The following is a 14,480-nucleotide window of genomic DNA, read 5'->3' as shown; positions in this document are numbered from 1 at the left end:
TGCAATCCGCTCGCGCCGCGCGGACGCGGCGGGCGCGGGCTTCTCGTAGGACGTGACGCACCGACCCGCAACGCGGTTTGCGACGCCGCGCCCGGTTTCCGCGCCGGAAATGGCGGCGGGGGCGATCCGGCCCACCAGGGCCAGCCGGGGATGGCTCAGGCAGCGGCCCGGGCGGCGATGCACATCTCGCGCTTGGCGCCGAAGCCCGGCCGTTTGCCGACCACGAGCCCCGCCGCCGCCAGCGCGCGGCGCACCGCCCCCGCGGCGCTGTAGGTTGCAAGCGTCGCGCCCGGCGCCATCCGGGCGGCCACGGCGGACAGGAGCGCGGGCTCCCACATCTGCGGGTTACGGGAGGGCGCGAAGCCGTCGAGGAACCACGCGTCGGCGCAGCCCGTCCAGCGTGGCACGGTCCGGCGGGCGTCGCCCTCGACGACCTCGAGCGCAAGCCCGCCGAGGTCGAACACCCCGCCCCTGCCGTCCCATACCGCGAGGAGCCGGGCCGCGAGGTCCGACAGCTCGGGGAATGCAGCAAGCGCGCGGGCCATGTCGGCCGGCGCGAGCGGCGCGAGCTCGAACGACGTGACCGTGAGCACGGCCCCAGGCGCGGCCCGCTCTCGCCACAGGTGCCAGGCCGCGAGGACATTGAGGCCAGTCCCGAAGCCCAGCTCGGCGATGCGGAAGGAGCGCAGCCCCCCGTGCCAGCGCCCGGGCAGGCGATTGCCGTCGAGAAAGACGTGGCGGGCTTCGGCGAACCCGTCGGTGCGCGCGTAGAAGGGATCGCCATGGCGGCGCGACACCGGCACCTCGCCGCGCGGCCCCGGCTCCCACAGAAGATCGTCACTGGCCTTCGCGGTCGTCATGTGGTCGGTTCTTGCGCGCCGGCGGTCGGCGATCAAGAGCAGGCGAGGCAAGGAGAACGCGTGGCCGAGACGACGGACGTTCTGGTGATCGGCGCCGGGGTCTTCGGGCTCTGGGCGGCACGCGCCGCGGCGTCGGCCGGCCTGCGCGTGATCGTGGCGGAGGCGTCCGCACCCGGCGCGGGGTCGAGCGGCGGCCTCGTCGGCGCCCTGACCCCGCATCTCCCGACCCGGTGGCGGCCGTTCAAGGCGTTCCAGATGCGGGGGCTCGAGACCCTCGGCGCGCGGCTTGCCGAGCTTGCCGGCGAGACGGGCATCGACGCTGGCCACGCCCGCTGCGGCCGCATCACGCCGATCGCCGACGCCGCGGCACGCGGGCGGGCGCTCGCGCAGGCCGCGGCGGCGCATGACGCCTGGGGCGGCCGCGCAACCTTCGAGGTCCTCGACGCGCCGCCGGGCGAGGCGGATGGGCTGCTCGACCCGGCGGCGGCACCTTTCGGTGTGATCCGCGACACGCTTTCGGGACGGGTCGAGCCGCGCGGGGTAATCGCCGCGCTCGCCGCCTCGGTCGCGGCGCGGGCCGAGCTGCGGACTGGCTGGCGGCTCGCCGGGCTCGACCATCGCCGCATGGTGGCCCGGTTCGACCGTGGCGAGATCACCGCGGGGCATGTGGTCGTCGCGGCGGGCTGGCACAGCCTCGGCCTACTGCCCGCGGGCTGCCTGCCGCCGGGGGCGCTGTCGGGCGCGGGAGTGAAGGGACAGGCTGCGCTGCTGGCCGCGCGCGCCGAAGCAGGTGCGCCACTGGTGCAGGCGGGTGGCCTCTTCATCGTGCCCCACGCTTCGGGCGGGATCGCGGTCGGCTCGACCACCGAGAAGACCTGGGAGGACGAGAGGCCCGATGCCGCCCTCGACGCCGTGATCGCCGAGGCGCGCCGTCTTGCCCCGGCACTTCGCGCCGCGCCGATCCTCGAGCGATGGTCCGGCATCCGCCCGCGGGCACCCGGGCGCGAGCCGCTTGCAGGCCCGCTGCCCGGCGCGCCAAGGCTCCTGCTCGCGACCGGCGGCTACAAGATCGGCTTCAGCGTGGCGCATCTCGTCGGCGACGCGCTTGCCGCCATCGCGACGGGCGCGGATTCCCCCGACCCGCTGCCGGCAAGCTTCGCGCCCGAGGCCCACGGCCTGCGCGCGGACGTCTAGCGAATCTGCCACCCCGCGCCCGCGCCAAGGGCCGCGCGCCGCGGCTCGCCAAGCCCCGTCGAGGCGGCAACCTGCCTCACGACGGCGCCGATCTCATGAAATTTTCGTCAAGACTCGTTAATGTGGTCAAAATATTTTGCCAAACCCTCTCGCCTTTCCCCGTCGCATGGGTATTGTGCCTGCGGCTGGCACGGACGCGGCGCCTCGGCGCGGCGGGGTGCCGGCGAAATCGCCCGCGCCCCCAAAAGCGTTCCGGCGAGCAACGAGAAGTCGCCGGCGGCCCCACGAGGCCGACCAGTCCGACAGATGGCCGAAACGCCCGGCAGCGTGAGACGCCGGGATGTGTTCCAAGGGAGGACCCCAATGAAAGACACAGCCGAGACCAGAACCTCGCGCCGCAAGTTCCTCAAGGGCGGCATCGTGGCCGGCGGCGCCGCCGTCGCGACGCTCGCGGCGCCCCAGGTCAGCCGTGCCCAGACGGTCAAGATCAAGATGCAGGGCGCCTGGCCCGACGCCAACGTGTTCTCCGACTTCGCCAAGCAGTATGTCGAGCGCGTCAACAAGATGTCGGGCGGCCGGATGGAGATCGAGTATCTCCCCGACGGCGCGGTCGTGAAGGCCTTCCAGATCCAGGACGCGGTCAACGACGGCGTGCTCGACGCGGGCCACCACGTCACCGCCTACTGGTACGGCAAGAACAAGGCGGCCTCGCTGTTCGGCACCGGCCCGGTGTTCGGCTCGAACGCGTCGCAGATCCTCGCCTGGATCCACTTCGGCGGCGGCCAGGCGCTCTATCAGGAGCTGATCCAGGACATCCTGGGCCTCAACCTTGTTGGCTTCTTCGCCCTGCCGATGCCGACGCAGCCGCTCGGCTGGTTCAAGAAGAACGTGAACTCGATCGACGACATGAAGGGCCTGAAGTGGCGCACCGTCGGCCTCGCCGCGGACGTCATGCAGGCGGCGGGCGTCAACGTGACCCAGCTTCCGGGCGGCGAGATCGTCCCGGCGCTCGAGCGCGGCGTGATCGACGCCTTCGAGTTCAACAACCCGACCTCGGATCGGCAGTTCGGCGCGCAGGACGTGGTGAAGGACTACTACATGTCCTCGTACCATCAGGCGGCCGAGTTCTTCGAGATCATCTTCAACAAGGATCTCTTCGACAGCCTGTCGCCCGAGCAGCAGGCGATCCTCGAATACGCGGCCGAGGCGGCGAACACCGCCAACTACGGCCTCGCGATGGATCGCTACTCGGCGGATCTCCAGACCCTGATCAACGACGACGGCGTGAAGGTCCACCGCACCGACCCGTCGATCCTCAAGGCTCAGCTTGCGGCCTGGGACACGGTGCTCGAGGACCTCAACAAGGATGCGTTCTTCAAGAAGGTCGTCGACAGCCAGAAGGCGTGGTCCGAGCGGGTTGCCTACTACGACATCCTGAACGCGGCCGATTACAAGCTGGCCTACGACCACTACTTCCCGGGCAAGCTCCCGTTCTGATCCAGCGAGCCCGCGGCAGGGCGTCGCGGGCCCAATGGCACGCCAAGCGGGCGGGGGGGAATCTCCCCGCCCTTGTCGCAGCACCTTCCCCGGACAGGACATGGAACGAACAATCCGCTTCATCGACCGCCTGACCGCCTGGTTCGGCAAGGCGTTCGCATGGTGCATCCTGGGCATGACCTTCGGCATCGCCTACGAGGTGTTCGTGCGCTACGTCCTCAACTCGCCGACCTCGTGGGCCTTCGACATGAGCTACATGATGTATGGCGCGCTCTTCATGATGGGGGGCGCCTACACGTTGAGCCGCAACGGCCATGTGCGCGGCGATTTCGTCTACCGGCTGTGGCGGCCTCGGACGCAGGCGCGGGTCGAACTGACGCTCTACTTCCTGTTCTTCTTCCCCGGCGTGCTGGCGCTGATCTTCGCCGGCGCGAAATATGCCGAGCGCTCGTACCGCTACACCGAGGTGAGCGTCATGAGCCCCGCCGGCGTGCCGATCTTCCAGTTCAAGATGCTGATCGTCGCCGCGGGCATCCTGCTGTTCCTGCAGGGCATCGCGCAGGTGCTGCGCTGCCTCCTGTGCATCCGCACGGGCGAGTGGCCGCGCGCGGACGCCGATGTCGAGGAGATGGAGCAGATCCTCCTGAAACAGGCCGCCGAAGAGAAGGCGAAAAGCGGAGCCTCCGCATCATGACCGACCCGCAGATTGCCATCCTGATGCTGGCGACGTTCATCCTCAGCATCTTCCTCGGCTTCCCGATCGCCTTCACGCTCATGGCGATGGGCGTGGGCTTCGGCTACTATGCGTATTTCGATGCCGGCCGGCAGTGGCGGGCCTACGAGAAGCTGATGGCCTCGGACGACCCCGGCACGTTCGACATCGTCTCGACCTGGTTCGAAGGCTTCTTCAACAACCGCATCTTCGACCTGTTCGTGAACCAGACCTATTCGGTCATGTCGAATGACGTGCTCACGGCGATCCCGCTGTTCCTGTTCATGGGCTATGTCGTCGAGCGCGCGAACATCGTGAACGCGCTGTTCGACACGCTCTATGTGTCGGCCAAGCGGCTGCCGGGCGCCATGGCGGTGGCGGCGCTCACGACCTGCGCGCTGTTCGCCACGGCCACGGGCATCGTCGGCGCCGTGGTGACGCTGATGGGGATGCTCGCCCTGCCTTCGATGCTCAAGGCGCGCTACGACACGTCGTTTGCCTCAGGCGTGATCTGCGCGGGCGGCTGTCTCGGCATCCTGATCCCGCCCTCGATCATGCTGATCGTCTATGCCGCGTCGTCGAACGTCTCGATCGTCAAGCTCTACGCTGGTGCGCTGATCCCGGGCTTCATGCTCGCGGGCCTCTACATGGTCTACGTGGTCACGCGCGCGACGCTGAACCCGCGCCTCGCGCCGAAGCCCACCGTCGACGAGACCGGCCATCTTTCGACGGGAAAGATCGTCGTCATGCTGCTGACGTCGTTCTTCCCGCTGGCGCTGCTGATCCTGTCGGTTCTGGGCGCGATCCTGTTCGGGCTGGCGACGCCCTCCGAGGCGGCGGCGCTCGGCGCGCTGGGCGGGCTCCTGCTCGCGCTGGCCTACCGCTCGCTGACCTGGGACCGCCTTCGCGAGTCGGTCTATCTCACCGTGCGCACCTCGGCGATGGTCTGCTGGATGTTCGTGGGCTCGTGGACCTTCTCGTCGGTGTTCAGCTACCTGGGCGGCGAGTCGGTGGTCGAGGAGTTCGTGCTCGGCCTCGACATGTCGCCGATCATGTTCCTGATCATGGCGCAGATCATCATCTTCCTGCTGGGCTGGCCCCTGGAATGGTCCGAGATCATCATCATCTTCGTGCCGATCTTCCTGCCGCTGCTGCCGCATTTCGGTGTGGACCCGCTGTTCTTCGGCATCCTGATCGCGCTGAACCTGCAGACCTCGTTCCTGACACCGCCGATGGCCATGTCGGCCTACTATCTCAAGGGCGTCTCGCCGCCGGGGGTCGAGCTCACGCACATCTTCTCGGGGGTCATGCCCTATCTGGCGCTGATCCTGATCGCGATGGTCATGATCTACGTCTTCCCGTCGCTCGTGTTCTACCTGCCGGAGCTGGTCTATGGCTGATGCCATGGCGCAGACGTCCGGCAGGGGAAACCCGGCCGATCTCGGCGCCCGCGACGCCGCGCGGGCGGTGGCCGAGGGCGATGTGACCGCGACCGCGCTGGTCGAGGCCTGCATCGCCCGCATCGACGCGGCCGACGGCGAGATCGGCGCCTGGGCCCATGTCGACCGCGAGGGGGCACTGGCCACGGCCGAGGCGCTCGACGCGCACCGGCGCAAAGGGCTGCCCTGCGGCCCGCTGCACGGCGTGCCGGTGGGGGTGAAGGACATCATCGACGTGGCCGGAATGCCTGGCGAGAACGGCGCGTCCTCGGATCGCGGGCGGCGCCCGCGCGAGGATGCGACCGTCGTGCGGCGCCTGCGGCGTGCCGGGGCGATCATCCTCGGCAAGACCGTGACGACGCCGCTCGCGCAGGGCGCGCCAGCCGCGGCCACGCGCAACCCGCACGATCTCGGGCGCTCGCCCGGCGGCTCGTCGGCCGGCTCGGCGGCGGCGGTCGCGGCCGGGATGGTACCGATCGCGCTCGGCACGCAGACCAACGGCTCGGTGATCCGGCCGTCGAGCTTCTGTGGCGTCGTCGGCTTCAAGCCCTCGTTCGGCGCGATACCCCGCAGCGGCATCCTGCCGGTCGCGCCGTCGCTCGATCATGTCGGCCTGATGGGGCGCAGCGTCGAGGACATGGCGCTCGCCGCGCTGCTGATGGGCGAGGACGGGCGCGACCCCGACTGCCGTGGCTTCCGCGGGCCGCTCGCCGAGGTCGCGGCAGGCCGCCCGCCGGTGCGCCCGGCGCTTTGCTGCATCATGGGACCCGCCGAGCCCGAAGCCGCCACGCGCGAGGCCTTTGCCGAGCTTTGCACGGCGCTGGCCCCGGTCGACGAGATTGCTCTGCCCGAGGTGTTCGCCGAGGCGTTCCGCTGGACGCGGACGCTGATGGCGGCCGAGGGCGCGCATCACCTCGGCGGCTATCTCGACCGGATGCCCGACGCGGATCCGGACCTGCGTGCCCTGATCGAGGAGGGCCGCGCGACGCCCGCCCCCGACTACCTGATGGCGCGCCGGATGCGCGCCTCGCTCGCGGCGGGCCTGGCCGAGCTCACGTCGCGCTACGACGCCATCCTGACCCCCGCCGCACCCGGCGAGGCGCCGGCCTTCGGCAGCACCGGGGACCCCGCCTTCTGCACTTTGTGGTCCTACACGGGCCTGCCGTCGCTCACCCTTCCGCTCCTGACCGGTGGCGCGGGGCTGCCGCTGGGCGTGCAGGTCGTGGGCGCCGCCGATGACGACGCGCGCCTTCTGCGCACCGCGCGCTGGATCGTCTCCACCCTGTCCGAGCATGGAGAAACCGAATGAGCGACTGGATCATCGCCTTCCTGGCAGTCGGAACCCTCGCGGCGTTTCTCGGCATTATCGCGGTCTTCGTCCCCGTGCCCGACCTGATGATCGTGCTGGTGGCGGTGGTCGTCTTCGCCGCGATCGACTTCCTCCGCGACCTCCGTAACGGCACGACGAACGGCAAGTAAGCCGTGCCGGTGCCGGGCGGGCGAAGACGGAAGGACTGACGAAATGAAGCCGGTGGTGCTGGTGACGCGGCGGCTGACCGATGCCGTCCACGAGCGGGTGAGCCGCGACTACGACGCGATCCTCAATCCCGAGGACCGCGTCTTCACCCGCGACGAGCTGATCGAGGCCTGCCAGTCCGTCGACGCGGTGCTGCCCTGCCATTCCGAGATCTTCTCGGCCGAGGTGATCGCCCGCCTGCCGGCGCGGCTCAAGGTGATCGCGAACCATTCCGTGGGGGTCGATCATGTCGACCTCGCAGCGGCGAAGGCGCGCGGGATCGTCGTCACCAACACGCCCGACGTCCTGTCGGACGCGACGGCCGAGATCGCGATCCTGTGCATGCTGGGCGCCGCGCGGCGCGGCTCGGAAGGCGACCGCATGGTGCGCGAGGGGCGCTGGACCTTCTGGAGCCCGGCCTTCATGGTCGGCCGGCAGGTCAGCGGCAAGCGCTTCGGGGTCGTCGGCATGGGCCGCGTCGGACAGGTGACGGCCGAGCGCGCGCGCGGCTTCGGCATGGAGATCCACTACCACAACCGCCGGCGGCTGGAGCCGGCGCTCGAGAAGGGCGCGATCTTCCACGAGACGCTCGAGAGCCTGCTCGGCGCGGCGGACGTCGTCTCGCTGCACTGCCCGTCGACGTCCGACACCACCGGCATGATGAACGATGCGGCCTTTGCCCGGATGAAGCCCGGCGCGATCCTCGTCAACACCGCACGCGGCGCGCTGGTCGACGAGGAGGCGCTGGTGCGGGCGCTGACCTCGGGGAGGCTGTTCGCCGCCGGCCTCGACGTCTTCCGCACCGAACCGGGCGGCAATCCCGCGCTCGCCGCGCTCGACAACGTCTTCCTGCTGCCCCATATCGGCTCGGCGACCACCGAGACGCGCGACGCGATGGGCTTTCGCGCGCTCGACAACATCGACGCGGTCTTCGCGGGGCGCGAGCCGGGCGACCGCGTCGCCTGAGCCGGGAGGCGCCCCATGCGGATCGGACGGCGGCAGTTCCTCGCGGGCATGGGCGCCGGAGCGGCGGCGGTGGCCGGACCGTGGCGCATTGCGGCGGCGGCCGGGACGCCGATCGTCCTCTCGGCGGCGCCGGGCCGGGCGCAGCTCGCACCCCCGGACATGGCGCCGACCGCCGTCTGGGCCTATTCCGGCACGACGCCCGGCCCGGTGATCCGCGTGCCGCAAGGCGGCCGGGTGAGGGCGCTCCTGCGCAACGGCCTCGCGCAGCCGACCACCATCCACTGGCACGGCATCCGCATCGCTCATGCAATGGACGGCGTGCCCGGCGTCTCGCAGCCGCCCGTCGAGCCGGGGGCCGAGTTCCTCTACGACTTCACCGTCCCGGATGCGGGCACCTACTGGTATCACCCCCATCGGCAGAGCTGGGAGCAGCAGGCCCGCGGTCTTGCCGGCGCGCTCATCGTCGAGGAGCCCGAGCCGCCCGCGGTCGACCACGACATGCCGGTGCTGCTCCAGGACTGGCGGCTGGACGAGACCGGGGCCTTCGACGCCCGCGGCCTCGGCTCGATGCACGATTTCAGCCATGCCGGGCGGATGGGGAACTGGACCACCGTGAATGGCGAGGGCGAGGCGACATGGGCCGTCCGCCGCCACGAGCGCCTGCGCCTGCGCCTGATCAACGCCGCGACGGCGCGGATCTACACCCTGGCCGTGGACGGGCTTGAGGGCTGGATCATCGCTGAAGACGGGATGCCGTTCGCGCCACAGCCGTTGCCGCCGCGGCTGGTGCTCGGGCCCGCGCAGCGGATCGACCTGATCGTGGACGTGACTGCCCCCGAGGGCGAGGACGCGGCGCTCGCGATTCTCGATCGGCAGGGCGCCTATGCGGCGGTGCTGATGCCGGTCTCGGGCGTCGCGCGCCCGGCCCCTGCCCTGGCGCCGACCGCGCTCGCGCCGAACCCCGTCAACCTGCCCGGCTCGCTCGCCGGCGCCGCCACCGCGCGCCTGCGCATGGAGGGCGGCGCGATGGGCGGGCTTTCAAAGGCGCGCCTGGGCGAGCAGACGCTCGACATCCGCGAACTGGTCGCGCAGGGCATGGCCTGGGCGATGAACGGCGTTGCCGGCATGCCCATGGAGCCCCTTCTCGCGCTCGAACGCGGGCGCACCGCGCGCATCGCGCTGGTCAACGACACCGCGTGGCCGCACGCCATGCACCTGCACGGCCACCACTTCCAGGAGGTCCGGGACGGCCGGACCGGCGGCCCCCTGCGCGACACGCTGCTGATCGGGCCGCGCGAGTCGGCCGAGATCGCCTTCGTCGCCGACAATCCCGGCGACTGGATGCTGCATTGTCACATGGCCGAGCACATGGCCGCGGGCATGATGAGCTGGATCCGGGTCGCCTGACCAGCGCGAGCGCGCCGCGCGCCGCCGGACTGCGCCCCGTCAGCCGTCGCGATCGGGTGCGTTCTCGGCGCCGCAGGGCTTGATGGTCAGCCCTTCCGGCAGCCGCGTCGCCGCGTCGCCGCAGGCAAGATCGAGCCGCCCCTGATCGAGCTTCTTCACCCCGGAGAGATCCGCGCCCGACAGGTTCGTGCGGCGCAGATAGGCGTCCTCGAGATCCGCGCCGGTCAGGTCGGCGCCCGTGAGGTCCGCGCTGGCCAGCCGCACCGAGCGAAGATCGGCCCCGCGGAAGATGGCGCCGGGCGCCTTTACGCGGTCGAGATCGGCCCCGCTGAGCCGGGCGCCGGTGAAGTCGGCGCCGTCGAGGGTCATCCGCTCGAGGTCCGCGACCTCGAGCTTCGCGTCGCGGAACACCGCCCCCTTGGCCGAGCCGCGGCGCAGCAGCGCCGAGCGCAGATCCGCGTCCCGCAGATCGGCGCCGTCCAGAACCGTGTCGGCAAGGTCCGCCTCGCGCAGGTCGGCCGATACGAGGATGGCGCCGCCGAGATCGGATTTCTCGAGATCGACGCCCCGCATGTTCGCCCTGGTGAAATCGCCGCGCGGGAGCGTCGTGTTCTCCATCTCGGTGCGGCGCAGGTCGGCCTTGGCGAAACGGGCATCGGGAAGGGTGGCGTATTTCAGGTCCGCCTCGCGCAACACCGTGCCGGTGAAGTCGGCGCCTTCGATCTGGATCGAGCGCAGCGTGGCCAGCCGAAGGTCGCAGCCAGGGCAGCCGCCACGCGCAACCAGCTCGGCAACATCGTCAGCCGCCGGCGCCACGCCGCTCCAACCGCCGGCGATGAGCGCCGCGGCCAGAATCCAGCGCGCGCGGGCGGCGCTCAGGGGTATCAGGCGAACGGTCGGAATCAGAGCTTCGGGCATGGCGATCCCTCCGGGTGACACGGTCGGCCGGCTCCACCTTAGGCGCGGCGCCGGCGCGACGCCAGAGCGGCGCAGCCCTCCAGCGCTCAGCCGCGCCGCGATGTGGCATAGCGCTCCGACGCCTCGTAATAGGCATCGAAGCCGATCCGGCGGCGCAGTTCGGCGAAGTCCATCAGGTGATGGTCGCGCGGCACCCCGCGGCTCAGGCAGTCGAGCGTCTCGACCATCGCCTTCATGGCCGCCGCCATCAGGCTGAGCGGATAGGCGGCGATCCGGTAGCCGATCTCCTCGAGCCGGGCGGGCGGCAGGTCGGGCGTCTCGCCGCCCTCGACGATGTTCGCCATGTTCGGCAGCGGCAGCTCGGCGCAGATCGTCCGCATCTCGGCCTCGGTCTTCGGGGCCTCGACGAACAGGATGTCGGCGCCAAGCTCGGCAAAGCGCGCGGCGCGGGCGATCGCCTCGGAAAGGCCCAGCGTATGGCGCGCATCGGTCCGGGCGAGGATCAGGATATCGGCGCCCTCCTCGCGCGCATCGACAGCGGCGCGGATGCGGTCGAACGCCTCCTCGCGGCCCACCACGTCCTTGCCGGGGGTATGGCCGCAGCGCTTGGGCGCAAGCTGGTCCTCGATCATCACCGCGGCGGCGCCCGCGCGCGCCATGCCGGTCACCGTGCGGCGCACGTTCATCGCGTTGCCATAGCCGGTGTCGCCGTCGGCGATCAGCGGAATGGTGATCGCGCCCGCGATGTTGCGGGCCTGGTCGAGCACCTCCGCATAACTCATCAGCCCGAGGTCGGGCGCCCCGATCCGGCTGGCCGAGGCCGCGAAGCCCGACATGAAGGTGAGATCGAAGCCTGCCTGCTGGATCAGCTTCGCGCTGAGCGCGTCGAAGCAGCAGGGCATGGTGAGCAGGCGTTCCTCGGCGAGCAGCGCCCGCAGGCGGTTGGCGGGGGTCATTCGGTCCTCCGGTCGGCTTCCGGCCATCACAGCCGGAACGGGATGTAGAGCGCGAGATCCGGCCAGATGTAGATCAGCGCCACCGTCAGGAACATCAGCGCGAGGAACGGCAGCACTCCGCGCGCGACATCGGCCAGCGCAACCCGCGCGACGGCCTGAATGACATAGAGATTGAGCCCGACCGGCGGGGTGATCAGAGCGCATTCCACCATGATGACCATGAACACGCCGAACCAGATGGGATCGAGGCCAAGGTGCTGCGCGGCCGGCAGCAGGACCGGCGTCATGATCAGCACCATAGACAGCGCCTCGAACACCAGCCCCATCAGCAGCAGCACCGCCGCGACGAGCACGATGAAGGCAAGCGGCGTCTCGACCGCCTGCCCGATGAAGGCCGAGATTTCCTGCGGCAGGCGATAGAGCGCGATGGCCTTGCCGAAGATCTTCGCCCCCGCGACGATCAGCAGGATCGCCGCCGTGGTGGCCATCGACTCGACCGCCGCCTCGCGCAAGCCCTTCCATGTCAGCGTGCGCAGCAGCGGGCCGGTGATCACCAGCGACGCGGCGAAGCCGATCGCCGCCGCCTCGGTCGGCGTGGCCGCGCCCGAGTAGATGGCGCCGATCACGATGACCGCGAGCAGGATCGACGGCAGCGCGCGGATCGTCGTCGCCCGACGCTCCGCCCAGCCCGCCGCCTCGGCCCGCGCCATGCCGCGGATGCCCGCGTAGAGCATCGAGTAGACGATGAAGAAGCCCACCAGCGCGAGCCCCGGCCCTACGCCCGCGAGGAACAGCGCGATCACCGATTCCTCGGTCACGAAGCCGTAGACGATCATCGGGATCGACGGCGGGATCAGGATGCCCAGCGTCCCCCCCGCGGCCAGCAGGCCGTAGACGAAGCGCCGCTCGTAGCCGCGCGCCAGCATCTCGGGGATCGCGACGGTGCCGATCGTCGCGGCCGTCGCGACCGACGAGCCCGAGATCGCCGCGAAGATCCCGCAACTCAGGATCGTCGCCACGGCAAGCCCCCCCGGCCAGTGGCCCACCCAGGCCTGCACCGCCGCGAACAGGTCGCGCCCTACGCCGCCTTTCAGGAGGATGTTGGACATCAGCAGGAACAGCGGCACCGCCAGCAAGATGAAGCCGTCGAGCGTGGACAGCACCGCCTGCGGCGCCATCAGGGACGAGAAGCCGCCCGCGATCAGCATCCCGAGCCCCAGCCCGCCCAGCGCGAAGGCCACCGGCACCCCGGCGAGCAGCAGCGCGAACAGTGCCGCGAGGATCAGCGCCACCGTCATTCGCCATGCGCTCCTTCAGCCCGAAGCTCGCCGCGCAGCGCGCCCAGCGCCTCGATCAGCGCCTGCGCGGCCAGCAGCGCGAAGCCCGCGGGTACCGCCGCCTCGGACAGCGCTGCGGGAAGGTCGAGCATGGTCCCGCTGGTCCGCCCGCGGGAGAAGCTGTCCCAGAAGATCTCCCACCCCTTCCACGTCACCACGACCGCGAAGCCGGCGACCGCCAGCATCGCGCCTGCCTCGGCCAGCCGCTGCCCGCCCTCGCGCATGAGGCCGGTGAGTGCCGTGATGCGGATGTGGCGCCGCTCTCGCAGGCACCAGGCCATCGCCATCAGGGTGCCCCAGATCAGGCAGAGCTGGCTCAGCTCGGCCGCCCAGATGGTGGGGCGCGTGAAGAAATAGCGCGCGGCGACCTCCCAGCTCAGCATCGCGCCGGCGGCCACGTAGAGCACGGCCGCAAGCATCGCGAGCGAGGTGACGAGGAAAGCGAAGGCGCGCATGTCTGCCCTGGGCTCGCGCCCGCCCGCCGCGAGGCCGGTGGCGCATGGGGAAAGCGGGGAGGGGATGAAGCGAAGGGCGCCGCCGCCCTTCGCGGGGTTCGGATGCGGCGCGTCAGTACGCCGAGGCCGCCTCGACCAGCTTCGCGCCCAGCTCGCCCGTTTTCGCAAGATAGGCGTCATAGACCGGTTGCGCCGCGGCCTTCCAGACCGCGATCTCGTCGGCCGTGGGCTCGTAGACGGTCATCCCGTTCTCCTTCGCCGCCGCATAGGCGTCGGCCTCGATCTGGGACATCCGGCCGCGCACGTCGAGCTCGGCCTTGCGCGCGGCATCGACCATGATGCGCCGCTGCTCGTCGGTGAGGCCGTTCCACCATTCGGTGTTCGCGATGACGAGGAACTCGATATCGGCGTTGTTGGTCACGGTGATCGTGTCCATCACCTCCCAGAGCTTGCGGCTCTGCACGCCCGACACGCCGGTCATGCCGATGTCGACGGTCCCGCGCTGGTAGGCGAGATACTGCTCCGAGCCCGACACCATGGTCGCGGCGCCCCCGGTCGCCTCGACGAAATCGCCCAGCGTCTTTCCGAAGACGCGGACCTTCTTGCCCTTCATGTCCTCGGGCGTTCGGATCGGGCCGCCCTTCGAGAGGAAGACCGACCCGCCATAGGCCTGCCACCAGAGCACTGTCGAGCCGGTGCCGGCGATCGCCTCGTCGATCGGCGCGCGCACCGCGCTGCCGGGCTCGACGGCCTTGCGCACCTTCTCCTCGGTGTTGAAGAGGAAGGGCAGGTAGAAGACGTCCACCGCCGGGATGTCGCCGACATAGCGCGTGAGCGAGGCCACGCCCATCTCGATCGCGCCCGAGCCCACGGCCTGAGGGACTTCCTTGTCCTGGTAGAGCTGGGCCGAGTCGTAGATCTCGACCGCGATCGTGCCGTTCGAGTTCTTCTCGACCTCCTCCTTGAACAGCAGGAGGTTCTGGCCGAGATGGCTCTTGAGCGGCAGTTGCAGCGTGATCCTGGCAGTCAGATCCGCCGCCTGGACCTGGGCGACCGCGGCAAGCAAAAGGGCCGCGCCCGCAAGCAATGCGGTTGGCTTCATGGTTGCTCCTCCCCTGGAACTGTTCTGATTGACGAACAGCTTGCATCGCAGGCGCGCCGCGTCAAGCAAAGGCGATCCAGGCGCCACGCCGGGCGTGCCGAAAGGTGCATCCCTATCCGCT

Annotated in this window: 14 protein-coding genes; 8 read left to right on the top strand and 6 right to left on the bottom strand. The window is 70.4% G+C overall.

All coding sequences use genetic code 11. The annotated features are described in order from the left end of the window. Positions 1-155: 155 nt before the first annotated feature. The gene (gene mnmD, locus M1105_RS10510) at positions 156-860 is read right to left on the bottom strand and encodes a tRNA (5-methylaminomethyl-2-thiouridine)(34)-methyltransferase MnmD (RefSeq protein WP_249580322.1); all 705 of its coding nucleotides are present in this window, start codon (positions 858-860) and stop codon (positions 156-158) included. Positions 861-920: 60 nt separating this feature from the next. Between mnmD and M1105_RS10505 the strand changes: the two genes are divergently transcribed. The 8 genes from M1105_RS10505 (at position 921) to M1105_RS10470 (ending at position 9,591) form a co-directional block, all read left to right on the top strand. After that, positions 921-2,054: an NAD(P)/FAD-dependent oxidoreductase gene (locus M1105_RS10505; RefSeq protein WP_249580321.1), complete on the top strand. Its 1,134-nt coding sequence runs from the start codon at positions 921-923 to the stop codon at positions 2,052-2,054. A gap of 363 nt (positions 2,055-2,417) precedes the next feature. Continuing rightward, positions 2,418-3,551, top strand: coding sequence for a TRAP transporter substrate-binding protein (locus M1105_RS10500; protein WP_249580320.1), 1,134 nt, complete (start codon positions 2,418-2,420; stop codon positions 3,549-3,551). Between the two features lie 100 nt (positions 3,552-3,651). Continuing rightward, positions 3,652-4,245, top strand: coding sequence for a TRAP transporter small permease subunit (locus M1105_RS10495; RefSeq protein ID WP_249580319.1), 594 nt, complete (start codon positions 3,652-3,654; stop codon positions 4,243-4,245). After that, on the top strand, positions 4,242-5,663 hold the full coding sequence (locus tag M1105_RS10490) for a TRAP transporter large permease (RefSeq protein ID WP_249580318.1): 1,422 nt from the start codon (positions 4,242-4,244) through the stop codon (positions 5,661-5,663). Before M1105_RS10495 ends, M1105_RS10490 begins: the two co-directional genes overlap by 4 nt. Beyond that, on the top strand, positions 5,656-7,011 hold the full coding sequence (locus M1105_RS10485; RefSeq protein WP_249580317.1) for an amidase: 1,356 nt from the start codon (positions 5,656-5,658) through the stop codon (positions 7,009-7,011). Before M1105_RS10490 ends, M1105_RS10485 begins: the two co-directional genes overlap by 8 nt. After that, positions 7,008-7,181 (top strand): hypothetical protein, encoded by a 174-nt coding sequence (locus M1105_RS10480; RefSeq protein ID WP_249580316.1) that lies wholly within the window; start codon positions 7,008-7,010, stop codon positions 7,179-7,181. Before M1105_RS10485 ends, M1105_RS10480 begins: the two co-directional genes overlap by 4 nt. Positions 7,182-7,224: 43 nt before the next feature. Beyond that, positions 7,225-8,184, top strand: a complete 960-nt coding sequence (locus M1105_RS10475; protein WP_249580315.1) for a 2-hydroxyacid dehydrogenase — start codon at positions 7,225-7,227, stop codon at positions 8,182-8,184. 15 nt (positions 8,185-8,199) lie between these two features. Beyond that, positions 8,200-9,591: a multicopper oxidase family protein gene (locus tag M1105_RS10470; RefSeq protein WP_249580314.1), complete on the top strand. Its 1,392-nt coding sequence runs from the start codon at positions 8,200-8,202 to the stop codon at positions 9,589-9,591. A 39-nt stretch (positions 9,592-9,630) separates the two neighbouring features. Here the strand turns inward: M1105_RS10470 and M1105_RS10465 are convergent, their stop codons facing one another. The 5 genes from M1105_RS10465 to M1105_RS10445 all read right to left on the bottom strand — a co-directional run bounded on the left by M1105_RS10465 (position 9,631) and on the right by M1105_RS10445 (position 14,359). Next, positions 9,631-10,509, bottom strand: a complete 879-nt coding sequence (locus tag M1105_RS10465) for a pentapeptide repeat-containing protein (RefSeq protein WP_249580313.1) — start codon at positions 10,507-10,509, stop codon at positions 9,631-9,633. Positions 10,510-10,595: 86 nt separating this feature from the next. Then, complete coding sequence (locus M1105_RS10460) at positions 10,596-11,465, bottom strand: isocitrate lyase/PEP mutase family protein (RefSeq protein ID WP_249580312.1); 870 nt, start codon at positions 11,463-11,465, stop codon at positions 10,596-10,598. A 26-nt stretch (positions 11,466-11,491) separates the two neighbouring features. Then, positions 11,492-12,763: a TRAP transporter large permease gene (locus M1105_RS10455; protein ID WP_249580311.1), complete on the bottom strand. Its 1,272-nt coding sequence runs from the start codon at positions 12,761-12,763 to the stop codon at positions 11,492-11,494. Continuing rightward, positions 12,760-13,257, bottom strand: coding sequence for a TRAP transporter small permease (locus M1105_RS10450; protein ID WP_249580310.1), 498 nt, complete (start codon positions 13,255-13,257; stop codon positions 12,760-12,762). Before M1105_RS10450 ends, M1105_RS10455 begins: the two co-directional genes overlap by 4 nt. A gap of 112 nt (positions 13,258-13,369) precedes the next feature. Continuing rightward, positions 13,370-14,359, bottom strand: coding sequence for a TRAP transporter substrate-binding protein (locus M1105_RS10445; RefSeq protein WP_249580309.1), 990 nt, complete (start codon positions 14,357-14,359; stop codon positions 13,370-13,372). Positions 14,360-14,480 lie beyond the last annotated feature (121 nt).

This window comes from Thermohalobaculum sediminis (assembly GCF_023487995.1).
Classification (GTDB): Bacteria; Pseudomonadota; Alphaproteobacteria; order Rhodobacterales; family Rhodobacteraceae; genus Thermohalobaculum; species Thermohalobaculum sediminis.
This window is presented reverse-complemented; position numbering and strand designations above follow the sequence as displayed.